This window comes from Microbacterium sp. 20-116 (genome assembly GCF_041079415.1).
GTDB lineage: Bacteria > Actinomycetota > Actinomycetes > Actinomycetales > Microbacteriaceae > Microbacterium.
The window spans coordinates 451819-476853 of record NZ_JBFYGP010000001.1 but is presented as its reverse complement, the minus strand read 5'-3'; the positions used below and the strand labels follow the sequence as shown (position 1 = coordinate 476853).

The 25035-nt window shown below is 68.9% G+C and carries 24 protein-coding genes and 2 tRNA genes; 18 read left to right on the top strand and 8 right to left on the bottom strand.

All coding sequences use genetic code 11. From position 1 onward, the window contains the following. Positions 1-9: 9 nt before the first annotated feature. From AB6V29_RS02300 to pepN, 3 genes are all read right to left on the bottom strand, one after another. Complete coding sequence (locus AB6V29_RS02300; protein WP_267787145.1) at positions 10-810, bottom strand: ABC transporter permease subunit; 801 nt, start codon at positions 808-810, stop codon at positions 10-12. Next, positions 807-1718 (bottom strand): ABC transporter ATP-binding protein, encoded by a 912-nt coding sequence (locus AB6V29_RS02295; protein ID WP_267787146.1) that lies wholly within the window; start codon positions 1716-1718, stop codon positions 807-809. The genes AB6V29_RS02300 and AB6V29_RS02295 overlap by 4 nt, the downstream gene beginning before the upstream one ends. A 132-nt stretch (positions 1719-1850) precedes the next feature. Further along, positions 1851-4400, bottom strand: coding sequence for an aminopeptidase N (pepN, locus tag AB6V29_RS02290; RefSeq protein ID WP_369356807.1), 2550 nt, complete (start codon positions 4398-4400; stop codon positions 1851-1853). A 126-nt stretch (positions 4401-4526) separates the two neighbouring features. Between pepN and AB6V29_RS02285 the strand changes: the two genes are divergently transcribed. The 5 genes from AB6V29_RS02285 to AB6V29_RS02265 all read left to right on the top strand — a co-directional run bounded on the left by AB6V29_RS02285 (position 4527) and on the right by AB6V29_RS02265 (position 9520). Then, on the top strand, positions 4527-5714 hold the full coding sequence (locus AB6V29_RS02285; protein WP_369356805.1) for a ferrochelatase: 1188 nt from the start codon (positions 4527-4529) through the stop codon (positions 5712-5714). Positions 5715-5803: 89 nt separating this feature from the next. Further along, the gene (locus tag AB6V29_RS02280) at positions 5804-6346 is read left to right on the top strand and encodes a ribose-5-phosphate isomerase (RefSeq protein WP_369356803.1); all 543 of its coding nucleotides are present in this window, start codon (positions 5804-5806) and stop codon (positions 6344-6346) included. After that, the gene (locus AB6V29_RS02275; RefSeq protein WP_267787148.1) at positions 6346-7338 is read left to right on the top strand and encodes an Fpg/Nei family DNA glycosylase; all 993 of its coding nucleotides are present in this window, start codon (positions 6346-6348) and stop codon (positions 7336-7338) included. Before AB6V29_RS02280 ends, AB6V29_RS02275 begins: the two co-directional genes overlap by 1 nt. 65 nt (positions 7339-7403) lie before the next feature. Next, positions 7404-8030, top strand: a complete 627-nt coding sequence (locus AB6V29_RS02270; protein ID WP_369356801.1) for an FMN-binding negative transcriptional regulator — start codon at positions 7404-7406, stop codon at positions 8028-8030. Continuing rightward, entirely contained in the window at positions 8027-9520 is a 1494-nt protein-coding gene (locus AB6V29_RS02265) for an amidohydrolase (protein ID WP_369356798.1), read from the top strand. The genes AB6V29_RS02270 and AB6V29_RS02265 overlap by 4 nt, the downstream gene beginning before the upstream one ends. A gap of 128 nt (positions 9521-9648) precedes the next feature. On the opposite strand, the gene AB6V29_RS02260 is transcribed toward AB6V29_RS02265, so the two are convergent. Further along, entirely contained in the window at positions 9649-10134 is a 486-nt protein-coding gene (locus AB6V29_RS02260; protein ID WP_210074780.1) for a Dps family protein, read from the bottom strand. 353 nt (positions 10135-10487) lie between these two features. Between AB6V29_RS02260 and AB6V29_RS02255 the strand changes: the two genes are divergently transcribed. After that, positions 10488-11057, top strand: a complete 570-nt coding sequence (locus tag AB6V29_RS02255; protein WP_369356796.1) for a gamma carbonic anhydrase family protein — start codon at positions 10488-10490, stop codon at positions 11055-11057. A gap of 37 nt (positions 11058-11094) precedes the next feature. Continuing rightward, positions 11095-11454, top strand: coding sequence for a hypothetical protein (locus tag AB6V29_RS02250; protein ID WP_369356794.1), 360 nt, complete (start codon positions 11095-11097; stop codon positions 11452-11454). A gap of 39 nt (positions 11455-11493) precedes the next feature. Here AB6V29_RS02250 and AB6V29_RS02245 read toward each other — a convergent pair. Then, positions 11494-11567: transfer RNA gene (locus AB6V29_RS02245), tRNA-Gly, on the bottom strand. Between the two features lie 193 nt (positions 11568-11760). Between AB6V29_RS02245 and AB6V29_RS02240 the strand changes: the two genes are divergently transcribed. From AB6V29_RS02240 to AB6V29_RS02200, 9 genes are all read left to right on the top strand, one after another. Beyond that, positions 11761-11834, top strand: a tRNA-Pro gene (locus AB6V29_RS02240). A 73-nt stretch (positions 11835-11907) separates the two neighbouring features. Continuing rightward, positions 11908-13410, top strand: a complete 1503-nt coding sequence (gene tig, locus AB6V29_RS02235) for a trigger factor (protein WP_369356792.1) — start codon at positions 11908-11910, stop codon at positions 13408-13410. Positions 13411-13572: 162 nt separating this feature from the next. After that, positions 13573-14061 carry a tetratricopeptide repeat protein gene (locus AB6V29_RS02230; protein ID WP_307460771.1) on the top strand — a complete coding sequence of 163 codons (489 nt, stop codon included), beginning with the start codon at positions 13573-13575 and terminating at the stop codon, positions 14059-14061. 77 nt (positions 14062-14138) lie between these two features. Beyond that, positions 14139-14726 (top strand): ATP-dependent Clp protease proteolytic subunit, encoded by a 588-nt coding sequence (locus AB6V29_RS02225; RefSeq protein WP_174799692.1) that lies wholly within the window; start codon positions 14139-14141, stop codon positions 14724-14726. Positions 14727-14749: 23 nt separating this feature from the next. Then, positions 14750-15412: an ATP-dependent Clp protease proteolytic subunit gene (locus tag AB6V29_RS02220; protein WP_267787155.1), complete on the top strand. Its 663-nt coding sequence runs from the start codon at positions 14750-14752 to the stop codon at positions 15410-15412. Positions 15413-15774: 362 nt separating this feature from the next. Beyond that, positions 15775-17043 carry an ATP-dependent Clp protease ATP-binding subunit ClpX gene (clpX, locus tag AB6V29_RS02215; protein ID WP_267787156.1) on the top strand — a complete coding sequence of 423 codons (1269 nt, stop codon included), beginning with the start codon at positions 15775-15777 and terminating at the stop codon, positions 17041-17043. 42 nt (positions 17044-17085) lie between these two features. Continuing rightward, a complete protein-coding gene (locus tag AB6V29_RS02210; protein ID WP_369356789.1) occupies positions 17086-17445 on the top strand; it encodes a hypothetical protein in 360 nt (119 codons plus the stop codon). A gap of 2 nt (positions 17446-17447) precedes the next feature. Then, complete coding sequence (locus AB6V29_RS02205) at positions 17448-18011, top strand: hypothetical protein (protein WP_369356787.1); 564 nt, start codon at positions 17448-17450, stop codon at positions 18009-18011. A 22-nt stretch (positions 18012-18033) separates the two neighbouring features. Continuing rightward, a complete protein-coding gene (locus AB6V29_RS02200) occupies positions 18034-18543 on the top strand; it encodes a GNAT family N-acetyltransferase (protein WP_369356785.1) in 510 nt (169 codons plus the stop codon). A gap of 51 nt (positions 18544-18594) precedes the next feature. Here AB6V29_RS02200 and AB6V29_RS02195 read toward each other — a convergent pair whose 3' ends face one another. After that, a complete protein-coding gene (locus AB6V29_RS02195) occupies positions 18595-20646 on the bottom strand; it encodes a M3 family metallopeptidase (RefSeq protein WP_369356783.1) in 2052 nt (683 codons plus the stop codon). A gap of 79 nt (positions 20647-20725) precedes the next feature. On the opposite strand from AB6V29_RS02195, the gene AB6V29_RS02190 reads away from it, so the two are divergent. Next, positions 20726-21322 (top strand): helix-turn-helix domain-containing protein, encoded by a 597-nt coding sequence (locus AB6V29_RS02190; protein WP_369356781.1) that lies wholly within the window; start codon positions 20726-20728, stop codon positions 21320-21322. Then, a complete protein-coding gene (locus AB6V29_RS02185; protein WP_267787162.1) occupies positions 21319-21531 on the top strand; it encodes a hypothetical protein in 213 nt (70 codons plus the stop codon). Before AB6V29_RS02190 ends, AB6V29_RS02185 begins: the two co-directional genes overlap by 4 nt. Positions 21532-21742: 211 nt before the next feature. Here the strand turns inward: AB6V29_RS02185 and AB6V29_RS02180 are convergent, their stop codons facing one another. Both AB6V29_RS02180 and valS read right to left on the bottom strand, forming a co-directional pair. After that, complete coding sequence (locus AB6V29_RS02180) at positions 21743-21991, bottom strand: hypothetical protein (protein WP_115918078.1); 249 nt, start codon at positions 21989-21991, stop codon at positions 21743-21745. Further along, positions 21991-24558, bottom strand: a complete 2568-nt coding sequence (valS, locus tag AB6V29_RS02175; RefSeq protein WP_369356778.1) for a valine--tRNA ligase — start codon at positions 24556-24558, stop codon at positions 21991-21993. Before valS ends, AB6V29_RS02180 begins: the two co-directional genes overlap by 1 nt. Positions 24559-25035 lie beyond the last annotated feature (477 nt).

Here is a 25035-nt window from a genome sequence, read left to right as displayed (position 1 = left end):
GGACGACGCTCAGGCGTCGCGCGAGCGCAGGGCGACCCACCCCAGCAGCAGCGGGCCCACGACCCAGCCGGCCATCGTGAGGGCGGGCTCGAGGAGGTCTTGGGCACCGGGCTGCGTGAGGGAGCCCGCCGCGCTGACCGGGAGGTACTTGCCGGCCTCGACGACCCACATCCAGTCCGGACCGGCGATCGAGAACAGGCTGAGCATGATCGGCAGGACGAAGAGCACCCCCACGGTCACGGCGATCGCGCCGGCGCCGCTACGCAGCAGGAATCCGAATCCGACGCCCATGAGGGTGAAGCAGGCCATCGACAGCACGCCGAGGGCCAGTGGGACGAGGGAATCGGCCGGGCGCGCCCAATCGATGCTGGTGCCCGACAGGGGAGCGGTGGCCGCGATCGCGACGGCGTAGATGACCACCGTGGTCCCCATCATGGTGAGAGCCACGACGATCGCCTTCGCCAGCAGCACGGCGCCCCGGCGCGGCTGGGCGGTGAGCGTCGACCGGATCATCCCGGTGGAGTACTCCCCGGTCACCACGATCGCGCCCAGGATGCCGGCGACGAGCATCGTGAACTGGGTGGGCGCCAGGATGACGTTGGTTGGCGCCATGCTCCCACCCATGCCGCTGGTGGCCAGGGCGATCAAGAGCGAGATGCCGACGGACAAGGCGGCCGTGACCCCGAGCGACCACCACGTCGAGCGCAGGGTGAGGATCTTGATCGCCTCGCTCCGGAGGAGGTGGGCGAAGCTCAGACGGTGTCCGGTGGTGTGGGTGGCCCGGCGGGGAGCGGCGGCGAGAGCGGTCATGCGATCTCCTTGGTCTTGTACTCGACGGAGTCGTCGGTGAGGGCGAGGTAGGCGTCTTCGAGAGATCCGACGCGCGGGCTGAGCTCGTAGAGGGGGATGCCGTGGGCTGCGGCGATGTCGCCGACGGTCTCGGGGGTGATCCCGGTGATCTGGGCCGCGCCCGGTTCGACGGCCGAGATGGTGGCATCCGGGATCTCGAGGGCGGTGACGAGCTCGCCCAGGCGAGGAGAGCGCACGAGCAGTGTGGTCGTGGTCCAGGTGCGCACGAGTTCGGGCAGGGGCGCGTCGGCGAGCACGCGGCCGCGACCGAGGACGATCACGTGATCCGCGGTCTGCGACATCTCGCTCATCAGGTGGCTCGACAGCAGCACCGTGCGACCCTCGGCGGCGAGGTGCCGCACGAACTGGCGCACCCAGCGCACTCCCTCGGGGTCGAGGCCGTTGACCGGCTCGTCGAGGATGAGCGTGTGCGGGTCGCCGAGCAGGGCCGCTGCGATCCCGAGCCGCTGGCCCATGCCGAGCGAGAATCCGCCTGCGCGCTTTCCGGCGACGGTGCCGATACCGGTGAGCTCGATGACCTCGTCGACGCGCTGCGCACCGATGCCGTGCGTGGCGGCCATCGCGCGAAGGTGGTTGCGCGCCGATCGGCCGGTGTGGACGGCCTTCGCATCCAGCAGCACGCCGACCTCGGTGAGGGGGGAGCGCAGCTGACGGTAGTCCTGGCCGCCCACGGTGACGCGTCCCGCGGTGGGGCGGTCGAGCCCCACGATCATGCGCATCGTCGTCGACTTACCCGCACCGTTCGGTCCGAGGAAGCCGGTCACCCGGCCCGGGGCCACCGTGAACGAGATGCCGTCGACGGCGGTCTTGTCGCCGTATCGCTTGGTGAGGTTCTCTGCAACGATCATGCCTCCACGCTATGAAGCACGCCTCAGCCACCGCGTCCCTCGAAAGGATGACTCGCGCCGTCGCGAGGATGATCCCGAGAACGACGAATGCCCCCTCCCCGGAGGGAGAGGGCATTCGATCGGGGCGGACGCTCAGGCTGCGTCGCGCTCCTGCACGGCCAGCGCGCGCTCGACACCGGCGAGGTTCTCACCGACGAGGCGACGCAGCGCGGGCGCGGCGTCGGCGTTCTGCGACAGCCATGCGCGCGTCGCGTCACGCAGAGCCGTGTTCGCCAGCGCGGCCGGGTACAGCCCCACGATCAGGTAGTTCGCGATCTGGTAGCTGCGCGACTCCCAGATGGGCAGCAGCATCGCGAAGTACGGCTCGACGAAATCGGCGAGCACATCGACCGTCGCCGGGTTCGTGAAGCCGGCAGCCGTAGAGCGAACGATCGTGTTGGGGGCGTCGGTGCGCTCGATGAGCGAGTCCCAGGCCTCCTGCTTCGCCGCGTGCGAGGGCAGCGACGCCTTGGCCATGGCCGCAAACTCACCGCCCTTGGCGGTGTTGTCGGCGGCGCGGGCTTCGTCGATGTCAGCGGCGGTTGCGGCACCCGCGGAGGCGAGCGACACCAACAGCTGCCACGACAGGTCGGTGTCGATCTCGAGGCCCTCGAGCGTCCTGTCGCCCTCGCGCAGGGCCCGCACCGTCTCGGCGTGCGCCGGGGTGGTGGCGGCCGAGGCGAAGGCGGTGACGAACTGCAGCTGGCTGTCGCTGCCGGCCTCCGCCGCCTGCGCGAGTGCCCAGAGCCCGTCGGCGACGCGCTCGCGCGCGGCCTCGCGGGTCGTCGGGGCGACGTAGGAGTTGGCGGCGAGCTGCAGCTGACCGAGGGTCGTGCGCACGGTGGTCGACTCGGTCTCGGAGCCGATGTTCTGCAGGACGAGGTCGAGGTAGTCGGTCGCGGAGGACTCGGCATCCCGGGTCTGATCCCACGCCGCGCCCCAGACGAGCGAGCGTGCGAGGGGGTCGGAGATGTCCTTCAGGTGCGCGATGGCCGTGGCCAGCGAACGCTCGTCGAGGCGGATCTTCGCGTAGGCGAGGTCGTCATCGTTGAGCAGCACGAGATCGGGGCGACGGATGCCGCGCAGCTCCGCGACCTCGGTACGGTCCCCGTCGACGTCGATCTCGACCCGGTGCACGCGCTCGAGCGCCCCCGCGTCGTTCAGCGAGTAGAAACCGACTCCGAGGCGGTGCGGACGAATCGTCGGGTAGTCCGCCGGGGCGGTCTGCACGATGGCGAAACGCGTGATCGTGCCGTCGGGGCCCTCTTCGATGAGCGGGGCGAGGGTGTTGACGCCCGCCGTCTCGAGCCACTTCTTCGACCAGTCGCCCAGGTCGCGACCGCTGGTGGCCTCGAGCTCGACGAGCAGGTCGCCGACCTCGGTGTTGGACCACTGGTGCTTCTGGAAGTACGCGGCGACACCGGCGAAGAACTGCTCGATGCCCACCCACGCGGCGAGCTGCTTGAGCACCGAACCGCCCTTGGCGTACGTGATGCCGTCGAAGTTCACCTGCACGTCTTCGAGGTCGTTGATCTCGGCGACGACCGGGTGGGTCGAGGGCAGCTGGTCCTGACGGTAGGCCCAGGTCTTCTCCATCGCGTTGAAGGTCGTCCATGCGGCCTCCCACTCGGTGGCCTCGGCGGTGGCGATGGTGGACGCCCACTCGGCGAACGACTCGTTCAGCCAGAGGTCGTTCCACCACTTCATGGTGACCAGGTCGCCGAACCACATGTGCGCGAGCTCATGCAGGATCGTGACGACGCGGCGCTCCTTGACGGCGTCGGTCACCTTGCTGCGGAAGACGTAGGTCTCGGTGAAGGTCACCGCGCCCGCGTTCTCCATCGCGCCGGCATTGAACTCGGGCACGAAGAGCTGGTCGTACTTCGCGAAGGGGTAGGGGAAGCCGAACTTGTCCTCGAAGTAGGCGAATCCCTGACGGGTCTTCTCGAAGACGTAGTCGGCATCCAGGTACTGCCACAGGCTCTTGCGGGCGAACACGCCGAGCGGGATGACGCGGCCGTCGGCGCTGGTGAGCTCGCTGTAGGTGGCCTCATAGGGGCCGGCGACGAGGGCGGTGATGTACGAGGAGATGCGCGGGGTCGCGGGGAAGTCCCAGCGGGCGGTGTCGTCGGACACGGGGACCGGGTCGGGGGTCGGCGAGTTCGAGACGACCTTCCAACGCGCGGGGGCGGTGACCGAGAAGGTGAACTCGGCCTTGAGGTCGGGCTGCTCGAACACCGTGTACATACGGCGCGAATCGGGCACCTCGAACTGCGAGTACAGATACACCTCGCCGTCGACGGGGTCGACGAAGCGGTGCAGGCCCTCACCGGTGTTGGTGTACTCGCAGTCGGCCTCGACGACGAGTTCGTTCTGCGCGGCGAGGTCGTCGAGCGCGATGCGAGAATCGGCGAACACCGTGGCGGGGTCGAGCGAACGGCCGTTGAGCGTCACCGAATGCACCTTGCGCGCGACGAGGTCGATGAAGGTCGACGACCCCTCGGTAGCGGCGAAGGACACGACGGTGCGGGAGGAGAACACCTCTTCACCGCGGGTGAGGTCGAGCTGCACATCGTAGGAGTGCGTGTCGACGATCGCGCGGCGCTCCTGCGCTTCGATGCGGGTGAGGTTCTCTCCTGGCACTGGCGTACTCCCGGGGGTCTGGGTGGAATTGTCGCGGGTGACGCGGTTGACGTCGCTGACAACCGTATAAGCCTAGTAGCGAGATATCTCGCCTCGCGCTCGTCAGCCAGGTGGGAAGATGTGATCGTGAGCACGACCGACACGGACACCAGCCCTGACACCGTCCTTTACGCGTCGTCCGCCGCAGCGTCCGGACCCAAGTGGGTCGAGACGCCGGTGGCATACGACGGCATCCTCCTCGCCGGCTTCGGCGGGCCCGAGGGCCAAGACGACGTCATCCCGTTCCTGCGCAACGTCACGCGCGGGCGCGGCATCCCCGACGAGCGCCTCGAAGAGGTGGCACACCACTACCGGCACTTCGGCGGCGTGAGCCCGATCAACCAGCACAACCGCGAGCTGAAGGCCGCGCTCGAAGCCGAGATCTCCGAACGAGGCCTGGGTCTTCCGGTCTACTGGGGCAACCGCAACTGGGAGCCGTATCTCGAAGAGGCCGTGACAGAGGCAGCCGAGGCCGGAGACACGACTCTGCTGGCCATCGCGACGAGCGCCTACAGCTCGTTCTCGAGCTGCCGCCAGTACCGCGAGGACTACGCGCGCGTTCTCGAGGCGACCGGCCTCGGCGAGACGGTGACCATCGACAAGGTCCGCCAGTTCTTCGACCACCCCGGCTTCGTCACCACGTTCGTGCGTGGAGTGACGGATGCCGTTTCGGCGTACGTCGCCGACGGAATCGCGCCCGAGAAGATCCGTGTGCTGTTCTCGACGCACTCCATCCCCACCGCCGACGCGCAGCGTTCGGGCCCCCGTGACGTCGACTTCGGCGAGGGCGGGGCCTATGAGGCGCAGCACAAGGCCGTCGCCGCGTTCGTCATGGCCGAGGTGGCCGCCGCCGTCGCCGACGTCGAGTGGGAGCTCGTCTACCAGTCGCGCTCGGGCCCGCCCACGCAGCCCTGGCTCGAGCCCGACGTCAACGACGTCATCGCGGAGCTGCCCGGGCGCGGCGCCGAGGCCGTGGTGATCGTGCCGCTCGGCTTCGTCAGCGACCACATGGAGGTGCTCTGGGACCTCGACACCGAGGCCATGGAGGCGGCCGAAGAGGCCGGTATCCGCGCGGTGCGCACGCCGACTCCGGGCATCGACCCGGCGTACGTCTCGGGCTTGGTCGACCTCGTGGAGGAGCGGCTGAAGGGCACGCCGAAGTCCGAGCGACCGCACCTCACCGACCTCGGTCCCTGGTACGACGTCTGCCGCCCCGGATGCTGCGAGAACATCCGTGCCGGCTTCAAGCCCGTCGCCGCGGGGCTGCGCCCCTGATCATCCTCGACGCCGCCCGTTCCTTTCGAGGAGCGGGCGGCGTCGTCATGTCCGCCCGCGATGTCGGACCCTCTCAATAGACTTGCCGCATGCGTATCCACATCGGCACCGATCACGCCGGTCTCGAGTTCTCCACCCAGATCCAGCACCACCTCGCCGAGCAGGGCCACGAGGTCATCGACCACGGTCCGATCGAGTACGACGCTCTCGACGACTACCCCTCGTTCTGCATCCGCGCAGGTCAGGCGGTCGTCCGCGACCAGGCCGCGGGCGTCGACGCCCTCGGGGTCGTGTTCGGCGGTTCGGGCAACGGCGAGCAGATCGCCGCGAACAAGGTGCTCGGAGTGCGCGCCGCGCTCGTGTGGAACATCTCCACGGCAGAGCTCGCCCGCGAGCACAACGACGCCAACGTCATCTCGATCGGTGCGCGTCAGCACACCTTCGACGAGGCCGCGTCGTTCATCGACCGTTTCATCGCCACCCCCTTCTCGGGCGAAGAGCGCCACGCGCGCCGTATCGGCCAGCTCGCCGCCTACGAGCAGGACGGGGTGCTGTTGCCCGACCCTCGCGCCGGCGAGAAGCCGAACACGATGACCGACGCCAGCGACTCGTTCGACCCCGAGGCAGGCTGATGCCCGAAGGGCATTCCGTCCACCGCATCGCGCGTCAGTTCGAGCGCAACATCGTGGGCCGGACCGTCGCGGCGTCCAGTCCTCAGGGGCGTTTCGTCGAGGGTGCTGCGGTGATCGACGGTCGAGAGGCGCTCGAGGTCCGCGCCGTGGCGAAGCAGATGTTCCTCCGGTTCGACGGCGACGTGTGGTTGCGCGTCCATCTCGGCATGTACGGCGCGTGGGACTTCTCGGGTGAGGTGGTCGTCGACGCCACGATCGCCTCGGCCAACGGCCGGATGGGCCACACGAATCAGCGCGGCACCGTGCTCGACGACGAGCCCATCTTGGATGCGGCGGGCGAGAACTCGCTGAGCTCGATCGGGGCCCCGCGGCGTACTCGCGTGCGCATGTCGGAGCAGACGACCGGGCTCGAAGAGCAGACGGAGTGGCCGCCGCCCGTCGTCGGCGCGGTGCGGCTGCGTCTGCTGACCGAGACGACCTGCGCCGACCTGCGCGGACCGACCGCGTGCGCGCTGCAGACGCCCGACGAGGTGGCGGCGACGATCGCCAAGCTCGGGCCCGATCCGCTCGTCGACGACCTCGCCGAGGGCGAGGAGCAGTTCACGGCGACCGTGCGCAAGAAGCCCACGGCCATCGGCCTGCTGCTCATGGATCAGTCCGTCGTCAGCGGGATCGGCAACGTCTACCGCGCCGAGTTGCTCTTCCGCGCACGGCAGAACCCGCACACCCCCGGTCGCGACGTGCCGGAGGAGGTCGTCCGAGGGCTGTGGCGCGATTGGGCCCGGCTTCTGCCGATCGGCGTCGAGACCGGTCAGATGATGACGATGGACGACCTCGACCCCGAGGCCTACCGTCGCGCGATGGCCCACCGCGACGACCGGCACTGGGTGTACCACCGGGCGGGGCTGCCCTGCCGGGTGTGCGGGACGACGGTGCTGATGGAGGAGGCCGCGGGGCGCAAGCTCTACTGGTGCCCGAACTGCCAGGCGTAGCCGCGTGGGCGTCCGAGTCGTTGAGCCTGTCGTACGGCCGGCTCCCCGCGTTCTAGGCTGATCCGGTGCGTCAAAACCCGAGCTTCGCGATGACCGACGTCGGTGAGATCCGCCGTCTCATCGATCTCAACCCGTGGGTCACTCTCGTCAGCCAGGGCGAGGAGGGCCTCGTCGCCTCGCACTACGCCGTCATGCTCGACGAAGACCGCGACGACCTCACGATCGTGGGGCACGTCGGCAAGCCCGACGACGCGATCCTGGGTCTCGGTGCTCGTGAACTGCTCGTCGTGGTTCAGGGCCCGCACGGCTACATCACACCGCGCTGGTACGGCGAGGTGGCGGCCGTGCCCACGTGGAACTTCGTCTCGGCCCATCTCCGTGGCATCCCGGAACTTCTTTCTCCCGAGGAGAACCTGCGCGTCCTCGACAGACTGGTCGACCGATTCGAAGGTCACGGAGACGACGCCCGCGGCCTCTACACGCTGCCGAACGACGTCACGTTCGTCGAGCGCCTCGAGCGGGGCACGGTGGGGTTCCGCCTCTCTCCGACGCACGTGACGGCCAAGCGCAAGCTCAGCCAGAACCGCACGGTCGAGGTCGTCGAGACGATCATCGACGGTCTGACCGCCGAGGGGCGCCACGAGCTCGCCGACGAGATGCGGCGCGCCGCCGACGCCCGGGTCCGTCCGTGATCGGCGAGGAGGCGGGGTTCGTCCGTGCGGTGCGGGTGGCCGGCCCGGGGCGGGAGTTCCTCCCCACCACCGAACCGGTCGACATCGTCGTCGCCGATGGGCGTATCGCCGACATCGCCCCCACGGGAAACCTGCGTCCCACCGGCTTCGTCGTCGACGGCGAGGGCGGGTGGCTCCTCCCAGGGCTGTGGGACCACCACGTGCACGTGTTGCAATGGGCTCTCGCCGTCGACCGCGTCGCCCTCGGCGAGGTGGCGAACGCGCGCGACGCCGCCGCGATCATGGCCCTCGCCCCCGAGACCGACGGGCGCCGTATCGGCACGGGCTTCCGCGACGGCCTCTGGCCTGATTCGCCGAGCCTCGACGTGCTGGATGCCACGACCGGCGGCGTCCCCACCTATCTGATCAACGCCGACGTGCACAGCGTGTGGATGAACACGGCGGCCTTCCGCCGCGAGGGCTTCGAGCTCGTGGCATCCGGGGTCGTCGTCGAAGAGGACGCGTTCGAGATCTCGCGGCGGCTCAACGCCGTCGCCCCCGAAGTGGCGGACGCGGCCGTCGAGCGAATGGCGCACGCGGCGGCGGCGCGGGGCGTCGTCGGCCTCGTCGACCTCGACATGACCTGGAACGACGAGCCGTGGCAGCGACGTTCCGCACGCGGGTTCGACGCGCTGAGGGTGTCGTACGGAACGTATCCGCAGGACCTCGACCGCGCCATCGCCGAAGGACTGCGCACCGGCGACCCCGTCCGCGGGTCGACGAACGGCCTCGTTCGCGTCGGACCGCTCAAGGCCATCACCGACGGCTCGCTGGGGACCCGAACCGCCGCTTGCACTCACCACTATCCGGGCGAGGTCGGCAATCACGGCCTGCTCACGGTTCCGCCGGACGAGCTCGTCGAGATGATGACGCGCGCGACGGCCGCGGGGCTGGAGTGCGCGATCCACGCGATCGGTGATCTCGCCAACGCCCACGCCCTCGACGCCTACGCCCGCACCGGCGCGGTCGGCACGATCGAGCACGCCCAGCTCGTCGCGCACGCCGACATTCCGCGCTTCGCCCGTCTGGGAGTCGCCGCGAGCGTGCAGCCCGAACACGCGCTGGACGATCGGGACATGACGGATGCCATCTGGGCCGAGCAATCCGCCCAGCCCTACCCGCTCCGCGCCCTCGCCGACAGCGGCGCCAACCTGCGCTTCGGCTCCGACGCGCCGGTCGCGCACCTCGATCCCTGGGCAGCCATGGCATCTGCGGTCTTCCGCACGCGCGATGGTCGGGACGCGTGGCAGCCGCACCAGCGGGTGGACATCGACACCGCCATCGCGGCATCCACCGCCGGGGGGTCGACGGCCGCGGCGGAGATTTCACCCGGCGCGGTCGCCGACGTGGTCATCGTCGGCGCGGATCCGCTCACGGCCGACGAGCGGGGCCTTCGGTCGATGCCGGTTCGCACGACGCTCCTGGCCGGACGCGTGACGCACGGCGTCTGAACTCTTCCGCGCGGGGGCTTCCCGTCGCCTTCGCGCGTTCGCCGACAGGAGCCGGCTTTCGGCGGCTCCCGCGTCCGGAAACGACGAAGGGGGCGATGCCGAAGCACCGCCCCCTTCGCAGAGACGTCTTACGCGGCGAGGTGCGCGAAGAGGAACCAGCGGTCCTTGTCGAGACCGCGCTTGATCTCGATCGCGACGTCCTGGCTCGACATGTCGATCTCGTCGAGACCCTCGATGGCGGTCTCGATGTCGACGAGCACGGCGTCGATGTCGGCGATGACCGCGCGGATGACCACGTCGGACTGCGCGAAGCCGGCGGGAACCTCGGTGGCCTTGGCCTTGGCGGCGACCGTCGACAGGCGCGAGTCGATGGGAAGACCCAGGGCGACGATGCGCTCGGCGGCCAGGTCGGCCCAGTCCTGCGCGTGAGCGACCACCGAGTCGAGCAGCTCGTGAACGCCGATGAAGTTGGAGCCGCGGACGTGCCAGTGGGCCTGCTTGCCGTTGACGACGAGGGCCTCGAGGCCGATCACGACGGGGGAGAGGAACTGGGCGGTGCCGGCGGCCATCGTGGGGTCGACGGTGGTGGCGGCGGGGGTCTGAACGGTGCTCATTTTTTTTGCTCCTTAGGCGACGTTCGAAGTCTCGATGGATGCAACGCTACTCACGTGAGAGCATTCCGCAAGCAAGATGAGGCTCGGCTAAATACCCGGTGAATAGGCAAACCTCACCTACTTTCAGCACTGCCCGCGAGGGGTGCCGCACCCGCTATCGATTCGCCCAAGACGCGTCCGCCTCGCTGCCGGCGGGCGCGCAGCACGCCCGAGCACCGACCGCCGGGAATCGCTGGCGCAGGGATTGCTCGCTCTCGCGTGTCGCGCCCAGCGGGTTCGTGTCGAACCCGACCCCTCGGCGGGCCGCCACACCGTTCGTCCGCGCCGAGCCTCAGACGCGTTAGCCTCGGCCCATGCCGATCGCCTCCGATGCCGCTGTCCTGGCCCTTCCCGACGCTGCTCCGAGCCTTCACGACACGGCTTTCGTGGCATCCGGTGCGCGCATCATCGGGGCCGTGACACTGCAGGAGGGGGCAAGCGTCTGGTACAACGCCGTCGTGCGCGGCGATAGTGCGTCGATCACGGTCGGACCCCGCAGCAACCTGCAGGACAACGTGTCTGTTCACGTCGACCGCGGACGGCCGGTCACCATCGGGGCCGATGTCTCGGTGGGGCACAACGCCGTCGTGCACGGCTGCACCATCGGCGACGGCTCGCTGATCGGGATGGGCAGTGTCGTGCTGTCGGGGGCCGAGATCGGACCCGGATGCCTCGTCGCCGGGGGAGCGGTGGTGCTGGAGGGCGCCGTCATCCCCGCGGGCTCACTGGTCGCGGGCGTCCCCGGCAAGGTGCGTCGCGCCCTGACCGACGAGGAACGCGACGGCATCCTGCGCAATGCGCAGACGTACCTCGCCCATACCGCCCGCCACGCGTTGGCGACACCGATTCCGGATGCCGACACCCCGGCGATATCGGTCAGCTGAGCTGTCTCGCGGCGCGCGGTCGGCGTAGTCTCGCCGAATGCAGATCACGTCTCTGGAACCGAACGAGATCTTCGTCTTCGGCTCGAACGCCGCGGGCGCTCACGGGGGCGGAGCAGCGCGCTTCGCCCTGGACCGCTTCGGCGCGGCGTGGGGGCAGAGTGAGGGCCTCCAAGGCCGGTCCTACGGCATCGACACGATGTCGGGGCTCGGCGTTCTGGAAGAGCAGGCCCGGCTTTTCTTGGCGTTCGCGCGGACGCATTCCGAACTGCGTTTTCTCGTGACCGAGGTCGGATGCGGGATCGCCGGCTATCGTCCGCAACAGGTGGCGGCCTTCTTCGCCGGTGCGGGCGCGAACGTCGTGCTGCCGGAATCGTTTCAGGCTGCGCTGAGCGCGTGAGGAGAAAATCGCAACGACGAATCGCTCGCTCGCGGAATGTGGAGGGGCTGACGAGAATCGAACTCGCATCATCTGTTTGGAAGACAGAGGCTTTACCACTAAGCTACAGCCCCGAATTTTCGCGGATCTTTCGAGGAACCGTGAAGTCGGACGACTCCAACTCTACGACACCTCGACGCTCCTCGCGAACGCGCGACGAGACATCCAGGCGTCCTGGATGGCAAGGGGGCCGGTGAAATCGGCGTAGCCAAGGGGATCGACTAGACTTTCAGCGGTCGTTTCGTCGGCGCGTGCCGCGCGCCGCCCCGGGGCGTAGCTCAGCTTGGTAGAGCGCCCGCTTTGGGAGCGGGAGGCCGCAGGTTCAAATCCTGTCGCCCCGACGTCACGGCCCCACAGACCACAGGCCTAGCCGGCCCCCGCGTGCGCGCGGGCCACACGAGGAGAACGAACCGCATGGTCAACAGCACCGTCGAGAAGCTCAGCCCCACCCGGGTCAAGCTGCACATCACGGTTTCGCCTGACGAGCTGAAGCCGAGCATCGCCCACGCCTACGAGCACATCGCCCGTGACGTGCAGATCCCCGGCTTCCGCAAGGGCAAGGTCCCCGCGCCGATCATCGACCAGCGCATGGGCCGTGGTGCCGTCATCGAGCACGCCGTCAACGAGGGTCTCGACGGGTTCTACCGCGAGGCCGTCGAGGCCAACGAGCTGCGAGTGATCGGTCGTCCCAACGCCGAGATCGTGGAGCTCCCCGAGCTCAAGGACTTCTCCGGCGACCTGATCGTCGACGTCGAGGTCGACGTGCGTCCCGAGTTCGACCTTCCCGCGTACGACTCGATCACGGTGACGGTCGACGCCGCCGAGGTCGACGAGGCCGGCATCGACGCCGAGCTCGACCGCCTGCGCGCGCGCTTTGGCACGCTTATCACGGTCGACCGCCCCGCCAAGACGGGTGACTTCGTCGAGCTCGACCTCGTCGCCACGATCGACGGCAACGAGATCGACCGCGCCGAGGGCGTGTCGTACGAGATCGGCTCCGGCGAGCTGCTCGAGGGCATCGACGAGGCCATCGAGTCGCTCACGGCAGACGAGCAGACCACGTTCCGCTCGAAGCTGGTCGGTGGCGAGCACGCCGGTGAAGAGGCCGAGGTCTCGGTCACCATCACCGCCGTCAAGGAGCGCGAGCTCCCCGAGGCCGATGACGACTTCGCGCAGATGGCGTCGGAGTTCGACACCATCGCCGAGCTCCGCGAGTCGCTGAGCGAGCGCGTCTCGCAGCAGTCCGTGTTCACGCAGGGCTCCGCCGCGCGTGACAAGTTCATCGAGGCGCTCCTCGAGGCCGTCGAGATCCCCGTGCCCCCGCAGCTCATCGAGGACGAGGTGCACCAGCACCTCGAGGGCGAGAACCGCCTCGAAGACGACGAGCACCGCGCCGAGGTCACCGAGGCGAGCGAGAAGCAGTTCCGCACGCAGATGGTCCTCGACAAGATCGCCGAAGACGCCAACGTCCAGGTGTCGCAGGACGAGCTGACGCAGTACCTCATCCAGTCGGCCGCGCAGTACAACATGGCGCCGCAGGACTTCGTCAACGCGCTGCAGCAGGGCAATCAGCTGCCCGCGCTCGTCGGTGAGGTCGCCCGCAACAAGGCCCTCGCGATCGCGCTCGGCAAGGTTTCGGTCGTCGACACCAACGGCAAGCCCGTCGACCTGACCGGCTTCGTCGCCGTCGAGGGCGAAGAGCCCGCCGAGGGCGACGACGACGCCGACGAGGCTCCCGCCGCCGAGGACGCTCCCGCGAAGGCTCCCGCCAAGAAGCGCGCCCCCGCCAAGAAGAAGGCCGCCGAGCCCGCCGCCGACGAGGCTCCCGCCGCTGAGGAAGCGCCCGCGAAGGCTCCCGCCAAGAAGCGTGCGCCGGCCAAGAAGAAGGTCGCCGACGAGGCCGCAGACAGCGAGTAAGTCGATACGAGGGGGCGGATGCCGTGGCATCCGCCCCCTTTTTTCGTTCCCGGAAGCCGCGCAGGCCGTCCGGTCCCGTCGGTCGAGTGCCCAGAACACGCCGCACAGGCGCCGCGCCCCACGGCATGTTCTGGATACTCAACATGAGAGAGAGCACGTGCGATGAACGACTGGCAGAGCCGAGTGGATGCCGTCTGGGCCGATGAGGCGCTCAGCCCTGAGGCCGTGATCGAACGCATCGACGCGCTGGCTGCCGAGCGGCCCGCGGATGACGCGGTCGCGCTGTTCGAGCGAGCCGGAGCGCGTGACTCCGCCGGCGTCGAGGACGAGGCCGAGCAGCTCTATCGTCGCGCCCTCGAGCTCGGACTCGACGACGAGCGCCGCACGCGCGCGACGATCCAGCTCGCGAGCACGATCCGCAATCTCGGCAAGACCGCGGAGGCACTCGCTATGCTCGAGGCCGAGTACGAGCGCGAGCCTCGCGGACCGCTGCACGATGCGGCCGCCGCCTTCTACGCGCTCGCTCTCGTGTCGAATGCAGAGCCCGAGCGGGCGGCATCCGTCGCTCTGCAGGCCCTCGCCCCGCACCTGCCGCGCTATACCCGCTCCGTGACCGGATACGCGCGAGAAATCGCCGAACAACCGCGCTGATCCGCCCGCGGCGAACACGGCATCCCGCCCTGGAACGCGCCGGTAGATTCGTTTCAGATCACGGAAGAGGAGCACACATGCCCGAACCCCTTATGGCAACGAGCGTCTTCGACAGACTGCTCAAGGACCGCATCATCTGGCTCGGTTCCGAGGTGCGCGACGACAACGCCAACGAGATCTGCGCCAAGATCCTGCTGCTTGCCGCAGAAGACCCGCAGAAGGACATCTACCTCTACATCAACTCGCCCGGTGGCTCGATCACGGCCGGTATGGCGATCTACGACACCATGCAGTTCGTGCCGAACGACATCGTCACCGTCGGTATCGGCATGGCGGCCTCGATGGGTCAGCTTCTGCTCACCAGCGGCACCAAGGGCAAGCGCTACATCACGCCCAACGCCCGCGTGCTGCTGCACCAGCCGCACGGCGGGTTCGGCGGGACGTCCAGCGACATCCAGACGCAGGCGCAGCTCATCCTCGACATGAAGCGTCGCCTCGCCGAGATCACCGCGGCGCAGACCGGCAAGAGCGTCGAGCAGATCAACGCCGACGGAGACCGCGACCGCTGGTTCACCGCCCAGGAAGCTCTCGAGTACGGCTTCGTCGACCACATGCGCGAGCACGCCACCGACGTCACCGGCGGCGGCGGAACCGCAGCGGTCTGAGCCGAGAGGAAAAGGACACCGACATGAACATCCCCACTTTCGGCGGCACCGCAGCGCACATGCCCTCGAGCCGCTACGTCCTCCCTCAGTTCGAGGAGCGCACGGCTTACGGCTACAAGCGTCAGGACCCGTACAACAAGCTGTTCGAAGACCGCGTGATCTTCCTCGGCGTGCAGGTCGACGACGCGTCGGCCGACGACGTCATGGCGCAGCTTCTCGTGCTCGAGTCGCAGGACCCCGACCGCGACATCATCATGTACATCAACTCGCCCGGTGGCTCGTTCACGGCCATGACGGCGATCTACGACACGATGCAGTACGTCTCGCCGCAGATCCAGACCGTCGTGCTCGGACAGGCAGCCTCCGCGGCATCCGTGCTGCTGGCCGCCGGCGCCCCCGGCAAGCGTCTCGCTCTGCCGAACGCTCGCATCTTGATCCACCAGCCCGCGATGGGCGAGGCCGGTCACGGACAGGCGTCCGACATCGAGATCCAGGCGCAGGAGATCCTCCGCATGCGCACCTGGCTCGAAGAGACCATGGCGCGCCACACCGGCCAGGACGTCGCGAAGGTCAACAAGGACATCGATCGCGACAAGATCCTCTCCGCCGCCGAGGCGATGGAGTACGGCATCGTCGACCAGGTGCTCACGACCCGCAAGCGCACCCCGGCGGCCCTCACCGCCTGACGCGCTCGCGCCACGATCAGCCCCGCAGACCCGTTTCGGTCTGCGGGGCTTCGTCGTGTGGGCGGGCGCCTCGTCGTGTGCGGCGGGCCCCACGGATCGCGAGACGGCACCTCGCCGACAACCCGACGACAAGCTGCGGCGGAGATGTCGGCATGATGCAGTTTCTGGGCCGTCGGGCACCGCGTCGAGGTGGCGATCGCAGAGGTTCGGGGAGCGTGAAGATCCGGTGGGTGACCGGATGCCGTATGTCCGCCGTCGGCGATCATGACGCCGCCGCGCGCGCGAATGCCCGTGGATCACCCGGGCTCGGGTTAGGCTCGGGTAACACACCGGCGGGGGCCGGGTGACGGGAGGAACCGGCCATGGCACGTATCGGTGAGAGCGCCGACCTGTTCAAGTGCTCCTTCTGCGGCAAGAGCCAGAAGCAGGTACAGCAACTGATCGCCGGTCCGGGCGTCTACATCTGCGACGAGTGCGTCGAGCTGTGCAACGAGATCATCGAAGAGCGCATGGCCGAGTCGTCGGCCGGCGAGGTCGCCGAGTTCGACCTGCCGAAGCCGCGCGAGATCTTCTCGTTCCTCGAGGAGTACGTCGTCGGTCAGGAGCCCGCCAAGCGCGCTCTCGCCGTCGCCGTCTACAACCACTACAAGCGCGTCCGCTCGCACGGCACCCTGCAGCCCGCCGAGGCCCGTGCCGAAGAGATCGACATCGCCAAGAGCAACATCCTGCTGCTCGGACCCACCGGCTGCGGTAAGACGTACCTCGCCCAGACGCTCGCGAAGCGTCTGAACGTGCCGTTCGCGGTGGCGGATGCCACGGCCCTCACCGAGGCCGGCTACGTCGGTGAAGACGTCGAGAACATCCTCCTCAAACTGCTGCAGGCCGCCGACTTCGACGTGAAGCGCGCCGAGACCGGCATCATCTACATCGACGAGGTCGACAAGATCGCCCGCAAGGCCGAGAACCCCTCGATCACACGCGACGTCTCGGGAGAGGGCGTGCAGCAGGCGCTGCTGAAGATCCTCGAGGGAACCGTCGCGTCGGTGCCGCCGCAGGGCGGCCGCAAGCACCCGCACCAGGAATTCATCCAGATCGACACGACGAACGTCTTGTTCATCGTCGCCGGGGCCTTCGCGGGCCTCGAGGAGATCATCTCGGCCCGCGTGGGCAAGCACGGCGTGGGCTTCGGCGCGCCGCTGCAGCGCAAGGAAGACGCGCCCGACCTCTTCAGCGAGGCGCTTCCCGAAGACCTGCACAAGTTCGGTCTGATCCCCGAGTTCATCGGTCGCCTGCCCGTCGTGGCATCCGTCTCGCCGCTCGACCAGGACGCGCTGATGGAGATCCTCACCGCGCCGCGCAACGCGCTGGTCAAGCAGTACCAGCGCATGTTCGAGCTCGACGGGGTGCAGCTCGAGTTCGAAGAGGATGCCCTCCGCGCCATCGCCGACCTCGCCGTCCTGCGTAAGACGGGTGCGCGCGGGTTGCGTGCGATCCTCGAAGACGTCCTGGGGCCGATCATGTTCGACGTGCCCTCGGCTGACGACATCGCCAAGGTCGTCATCACCCGTGCGGCCGTCGAGGATCGCGCGCAGCCCACCATCGTGCTGGCACAGAAGCGACGGAGCGCGTAACTCAGCTTCGCTGACATTCGACCTACGGACCGGGGGGACCGAGTGGATGTCGACACCGACCAGCTTTCGCTTGCGCAGCAGGTCTTGGAGAGGCAAGCCGGGCACGGGCAGGCGATCGGGGAACATCTCGGAACATATGCCCGCCTGAATGCAGGAGAACTGGGGCTGATTCTGCAGCTGTTCCAGCCGATCAGCGATGGCATCGTCGACGTCGGAAAGCGCGTCGCCGACATGTCTTCGCAGGCCTTCGGTATCGGCACCGAGCGGATGGGCGAGACCATCGACGCCTACCGCGCGGTCGAGCAGTCTGCGCGCTTGGCCGATGTCGGCCGCGCGGCCGCTGACGCAGCCCGGGCGTACCGCGAGGCCGACGAGGCCGTGGGGCGGGCGTGGTCGCTGTGATCATGCGCGGATCCGGTGAAGACGCCCACGTCGGTCCCGTCCGGTGGAACGGACTGACGCGGGGCGGGGCGCGGATGTTGGTGCACGACGACCCCGCCTCGACGGTACGCCGCGCGACCGACGCGCTCATCGCGGCGGGATTCTCCGACGGGGGTGACACCTTCGCCACGGCGATCCGGGACAGCGGGTCGGAGTGGGTCGCCCGCGACGTCCGCCTCGGCGACATCGCAAAGTCCCGGAAGCGCGGAGTCGTCGAATTCTTCGCGGACGGAACGGGCTTCGACTTCTTCCCCCGGTTCTGGAGGGGGGCCACCCCCACCGTGGTCGTTGCGTGCGCACGACGGATGCCCGAGGGCGCCGAATTGCTCATCTATCCCCATTACTCGGTGCGCGGCGGCGCGGATCGCAACGATGCGGCCCCCCTCGTCCGTCGCGCGGTGGAAGGCCTTTCGAACGCGTACAGCGCATCGGTTGCGCTCATCTCCAGCGAGAAGCTGCTGTCCATCAAGAACGACGGCTCACCGGCATCCCAAGCCGTCGTGCGCGAGGTGCTCGGCTGGCGCTGACGCACGCGGCAGGATGGAGATCATGCTCTCCGACCTCGATCTCCCCGCGACGCTGACCACCCGCATCGGCGAGGTGACCGTCCGCCGGGCGAGGCCGGCCGATCTGCCCGCGTTGATGCCGCTCCTCGCCGACGACCCCATCAGCGCCGCGCGCGGGGACCGCGCCGACGCCGGAGACGAGGCGACCTACGACACGGCCCTGCGGAGCGTTTTGGACGCCTCGCTGAACGACCTGCTCGTCGTCGACGACGCCGGGGGAGTGCTGATCGGCACTCTCCAACTGACTCTCATTCCCGGCATGGCACGTCAGGGCGCTACCCGCCTGCTCGTCGAGGCGGTTCGGGTGTCGTCGAGCCGGCGGTCGGGCGGCATCGGCAGCGCCGTGATGCGCTGGGTCATGGACGTGGCCGCTCCGGCGACCGGCGCCACCCTCGTGCAGCTGACCTCCGACGCCGCGCGCGTCGATGCCCACCGGTTCTACACGCGGCTCGGCTTCGTCGGCTCGCACATCGGGTTCAAGTACGCGCTGTGACGAGATCGGGCCCGAGCGCACGACGCGCCCGGGCCCGAGGTTCGACCGGCCTCAGCCCGTGAGACCGCGACGCTCCAGCAGCGGTTGGATCTCGGCATCGCGACCCCTGAAATCCCGGTAGGCGGCGAGCGGATCGCCCGAACCGCCGACCCCCAGCAGGCGCCGGCGGAAGCGGTCGCCATTGTCACGCGTGAGTCCGCCGTTCTCACGGAACCACTCCACGGTGTCGGCGTCGAGCACTTCGCTCCAGATGTACGAGTAGTAGCCGGCGCTGTAGCCGCCCGAGAACACGTGCGCGAAGTACGTCGAGGCGTAGCGGGTGGGCACGGCGGGGTTGTCGAGCCCGATGTCGCTCAGGGCCGCTGCCTCGAACGACGCGACGTCGATATCGGCCGAGGCCTCGTCGACGGAGAGAGCGTGCCACGCCTGGTCGATCCAGGATGCCGCGAGGTACTCGCTCGTGGCGAAGCCCTGGTTGAACGCCTCCGACGCGTGCAGCCGCTCGACGACGTCGGCCGGGAGGGGCTCTCCGGTGTCGATGTGGCGGGCATAGTGCGCGAGGATCTCGGGCCAGAGGATCCACATCTCGTTGACCTGGCTCGGGAACTCGACGAAGTCGCGGTAGACGGCCGTACCCGCGAAGTGCGGGTAGGTGACGGTGGCGAACAGGCCGTGCAGGGCGTGCCCGAACTCGTGGAAGAGGGTGGTGACCTCATCCAGGGTCAGCAGTGTCGGGGTGCCCGGGGCGGGCTTGTTCACGTTCAGGTTGTTGACCACGACGGGGGCCGTGCCTCGGAGGGCCGACTGCGTGACGATCGAGTTCATCCAGGCGCCGCCGCGCTTGGTGTCGCGGGTGTACAGGTCGAGCAGGAACAGCCCGAGCTCACCGCCGTCGGCGTTGTGCACCTCGAACACGCGGACGTCGGGGTGGTAGCCCTGCAGGTCGTGACGCTCGGTGATGCGGATGCCGTAGAGCTGCTCGGCCGCGTAGAACACGCCGTCGCGCAGTACGCGCTCCACTTCGAACCAGGGGCGCAGGGCTGCGCGGTCGAGGTCGTAGCGCTTCGCGCGCACCTTCTCGGTGTAGAACGCCCAATCGTGCGCCTCGATCCGGATGCCGTCGGCATCGGCGATCGCCTGGAGCGCCTCCTGCTCGGAGCGGGCATTGGCGGCAGCGGGGGCGGCGAGTCGACGGAGCAGGTCGCGCACGGCATCCGGGGATCCCGCCGTCTGGTCGGCGAGGACCGCGGCAGCGTGCGAGGGATAGCCGAGCAGGGCCGCGCGCTCGGCTCGCAGGCGCACGATCTCGCGAAGCACCGGGCGGTTGTCGTGGTCGTTACCGCGGATGGCCCGGGAGCGCGAGGCCTCGAGAAGGCGGCGGCGGCTCTCGCGATTCTTCAGCGAGGCGAGGAGCGGGTGGCCCGTGTAGAGCGTGAGGGTGACGACGTAGCGGCCGTCGAGCCCGCGGTCGGTGGCGGCCTGGGCGGCGGCCGAGAGCTCGCCGTCGCTGAGGCCGTCGAGTTCCGCTGCGGTGTCGAAGGCGACGGCGAGGTCGTTGGTGTCGGCGAGGAGGTTCTTCTCGAATGCGTTCGTCAGCACGGACAGGCGCTGGTTGAGGTCGGTCAGGCGCTGCTTCTGTTCGTCGTCGAGTCCGGCGCCGGCGAGCGACATCTCGCGATGGTGGCGCTCGACGAGGTAACGGCTCTCGTCGTCGAGGGCGAGAGCGTCGAGCTGCGCGTGCACGGCGGCGACGCGGGCGAAGAGCGCTGCGTCGAGCTGGATCGCATCGCTGTGAGCCGCCATCAGCGGGGCGAGCTCTTCTTCGACGGCCTGGATCTCTGCAGTGCCGTCGGCGGACGCGACGGTGTAGAACGCACGGGCGACGCGATCGAGCAGCTCGCCGCTTCGTTCGAGGGCGATCAGGGTGTTCTCGAAGGTGGGCGCGTCGGTCTGGGCGGTGATGGCGTCGACCTCGGCCCGCTGCGCCGCGAAGGCAGCGTGGAAAGCGGGGAGGTAATGCTCGACGGCGATGCTGCCGTAGGGCGGCAGGTCGTAGGGGAGCGAGGGCGGCGCGAGGAGGGGATTGTTCACGGCATCCGTCATCGCTCCAGCCTATGCGCCGCCACCGCTCCTGTGCAGAGAAAGGGTTGCAAACAATCACTTGCAAAGATACCTTTGCACCATGACCGATCAATCGTCTTCGCGCGCCGAACGGGTCCTGGATGCCGGGGCGCTCCGAGCTCTCGCCCACCCTCTCCGCGTGCGGCTGTACGACATCCTCAGCCAGTACGGCCCCCAGACGGCGAGCAGCCTCGCCGAGCTCACGGGCGAGTCGACGGGATCCACGAGCTACCACCTGCGCGCCCTGGCCCAGCACGACCTCATCCGCGAGGTCACCGACCGTGGAACCGCGCGCGAGCGATGGTGGGAACGCCCGGCCGGAATGGTGACGCTCACCAACCCCGACATGCAGAACACCCCCGCGGGTCGAACCGTGATGGAGGCGGTGCAGTCCGAAACCCTCACCCTTCGTCACCAGCAGTTGATGCATTTCGCCAATCACGGCTGGGATGAAGCGGAGGAGTGGCGGGATGCCGCGATCATCTCGACCGCGACCGCCCGGTTGACCGCGGCGCAGTCGCAGGACCTCGTCCGGCGGATCCACGCGCTCGTCGACGAAACCGTGGCCCGCTACCGCGACCAGACCGGCGACGGCGTGCGCCCCGTCACGATCCGCAACGACATCTTTCCGCTTCCGACCGAGAGGGGCTCCGCATGAGCGCCATCACGCAGACCATCGCCGTCTCCGCCCGGCCGACGCTCCTCGAAAACGCCCTCCTTGTGAGCGCCCAGGCCATGTCGACCGTCGCCGAGCGTCGCATTCGCCGACGCATCTCCCGCGTCGAGGCCGAGCCGGCTCGTCGTGCCGGGATCGCGGCATCCCGCGCGATGTCGGGCGACGTCGCGCGGTACCTGCTGCCCCGGTAGGTCGATTCGGCGCGCGGAACTTGAGGGTCGAGCGCGCTCGGGGAGAAGGGTCTGCCGGCGGGGGATCACCCGAGCGGACTCGTCCTCCGCAGCCCGGCTCTGCTCCGCCCCGGATCACTCGCCATCCGGACATGCCGTCGTCGGCACGAGAGCACGGAGCCCGTCGGCGCACAAACGCGTCGACGGGCTCTGTGTTCCGAGGCGGTCCTCGTCAGGCGAACTCGGCGTCGTCGTCGTAGCGCACGACGACCTCGCCCGCGGCATCCTGGGTGACGATGACGCCGGTGTCGAGCTCGGCGACGGGGCGCCCCTCGAGGAACGTCAGCGTCCACCGCGGGGCGGGGGCGCTGAGACCGTCGGGGTTGAGCGCGGCCTCGACGGCGGCGATCTGCGCGTGCAGCGCCTCGGGAACGGCCTTCGGCGGCTGCTCGCGGGCGGTCCAGCGGGTTCCGAGTTGCATCAGGCCTCCTGGGGTGCGAACACGATGTCGGTCACGGTGGTGGTGTCGGCTTCAGCGAACGAGATCGTCTCGATCCGGCCCACGGCGCGCAGGTCGCCCTCGGCGAGGCGCAGCGCCTCGACGTGCGGACCCGACACGGTGAGCGAGGTCACCGGCGTCTTCTGCGAGGCCTTCGCCTCGGTCTTGGCGCGACGGATGCCGATCAGCGCGGCGCTCACGGCGGTGAGCACCGCGGGATCACCCTCGATGCCGAGCGGCTCGGGCCACGCGGCGGTGTGCACCGAGCCCTCCTCGAACCAGGACCACACCTCTTCGGACGCGAACGACAGCACGGGCGCGAACAGGCGCACCAGCGTCGACAGGGCCGTGCGCAGCGCGAGCGCCGCCGAGGCCTGGCCCACGTCGGTCTGGTCGTACGCGCGCTCCTTGACGAGCTCGAGGTAGTCGTCGCAGAACGTCCAGAAGAACGACTCCGTGATCTCGAGCGCCCGCGCGTGGTCGTAGGCCTCGAACGCGGTGGTCGCGTCGCGCACCACGGCATCCAGGGTCGCGAGCATCGACGCGTCGAGCGCGTGCGTCACCTCGGCACCCTCGGGCACGGGGAACGACAGCACGAATTTCGCCGCGTTCAGCAGCTTGATCGCGAGGCGCCGTCCGATCTTCACCTGCGTGGGGTTCTGCGGGTCGAACGCCGCGTCGGTGCCGAGGCGGCTCGACGCCGACCAATAGCGCACGGCGTCGGAGCCGTGCTGCTTGAGGATGTCGGCGGGCGTGACGACGTTGCCCTTCGACTTCGACATCTTCTTGCGGTCGGGGTCGACGATGAACCCCGAGATGGCGGCATCCGACCACGGGCTCCGGTCGTCTTCGAGGGCGCTTCGCAGCATGGTCGAGAAGAGCCAGGTGCGGATGATGTCCTGGCCCTGCGGGCGCAGGTCGAACGGCGAGACGAGGTTCCACAGCTCCTCGTCGCGCTGCCAACCGCCCGCAAGCTGTGGGGTGAGCGACGACGTCGCCCACGTGTCGAGGATGTCGCGCTCGGGGTCGAAGCCGCCGGGGACGCCACGCTGATCCTCGGTGTAGCCCGGGGGAACGTCGGTCGTCGGATCGACGGGAAGCGCAGCCAGGTCGGGGGTGAGCACGCGCGAGTAGTCCCGCTCGCCGTTGTCGTCGAGCGCGTACCAGACCGGGATCGGCACGCCGAAGAAGCGCTGGCGCGACACGAGCCAGTCGCCGGTGAGACCGTTCGTCCAGTTCTCGAAGCGCACGCGCATGAAGTCCGGATGCCACGACATCCCGCGACCGAGAGAGATCAGGCGCTCGCGCAGCTCGGCGTCGCGCGCGCCGTTGCGGATGTACCACTGGCGCGTCGACACGATCTCGAGCGGCCGGTCGCCCTTCTCGAAGAACTTCACCGGGTGGGTGAAGGGCTTGGGAGCGCCCTCCATGGCTCCGGACTCCTGCAGCAGCTCGACGATGCGCTTCTTGGCGCTGAACACGGTCTTGCCCGCGAGCTCGTCGTACGCCGCCTTCGCGGCATCCGTCACGATCACGTCGGGAGCCTCGGCGACGATCCGCCCGTCCTTGCCGATGATCGTGCGGTTCGGCAGGTCGAGCTCGCGCCACCAGATGATGTCGGTCACGTCGCCGAAGGTGCAGATCATGGCGATGCCCGATCCCTTGTCCTTCTGCGCGAGGGGGTGCGCGAGTACCGGCACCTCGACGTCGAACAGCGGGGTGCGCACGGTCGTGCCGAAAAGCGGCTGGTAGCGCTCGTCGTCGGGGTTCGCCACCAGAGCCACGCAGGCAGGCAGCAGCTCGGGGCGGGTGGTCTCGATGAACACGTCGCCCGAGCCGTCGGTCTTGGCGAAGCCCACCCGGTGGTAGGCCGCGGGCTGGTCGCGGTCCTCGAGCTCGGCCTGGGCGATCGCGGAGCGGAAGTCGACGTCCCACAGCGTCGGCGCCATCGACTGGTACGCCTCGCCGCGCTCGATGTTGCGCAGGAACGCCAGCTGGCTCGTGCGGATCGAGTCGTCGGAGATCGTGCGATAGGTCTGCGTCCAGTCGACGCTCAGGCCCAGTTCGCGGAAGAGCTCCTCGAACTGCTTCTCGTCCTCGATCGTGAGCTGCTCGCACAGCTCGATGAAGTTGCGGCGGCTGATGGGCACCTGATCGGCGGCCTTGCTGCTCTTGTTGTCGCCGCCCGCGAACGGCGGGGTGAAGTCGGCGTCGTAGGGGAGCGAGGGGTCGCAGCGCACGCCGTAGTAGTTCTGCACGCGGCGCTCGGTGGGCAGGCCGTTGTCGTCCCAGCCCATCGGGTAGAACACGGTCTTGCCGCGCATGCGCTCGAAACGCACCTTCACGTCGGTGTGCGTGAACGAGAACACGTGGCCGATGTGGAGGCTTCCGGATGCCGTCGGCGGCGGGGTGTCCACCGAGTACACGCCCTGGCGGCCGGCTTCGGCGGCGCGCAGGCGGTCGAAGACGTACGTCCCGCGCTCACGCCAGGCGGCGTCCCACTTCTGCTCGAGGCCTTCCAGGGCGGGCTTGTCGGGAATGGTGGCCATGGGTGTACTCCTCGAGCGATATGGGCGGCACTGTGTGAGCGTGCCTGATGGGTGTGGCATCCAGGATACCGGGGCGATGCGTGCCGCGCGGCCTCCCGCGGGCCCGTGTTCGGCGCTCTTTCGGTGCGTCACGCAGATTCAGTCCATCGGGGCGGATGCCGACGGAAGTTGTGCGGATCGCTGAGGGTGCGTGGGGGTGGTGTGCGGGTGGTTGCGCAAGCTCGGCGATTCGCGCATGTTCAGTGGTGGCAGGTGGACGCGGGCGGAGGTTGTGCGGATCGCTGAGGTTGTGCGGGGACGAGCGCGAGATGCCCGACGCGCAGAGTCATCGAATCGCGCAACCTCAAACAGCACAGACGGGTGCCGACGGAGGTCGTGCGGATCACTGAGGTTGTGCGACGCCGGAATCCCATCGGTCCCCATCCGGCCGCTACCGACGCACGCCCCGGCGACTTTCCGCACTCGGTCCAGGAACGC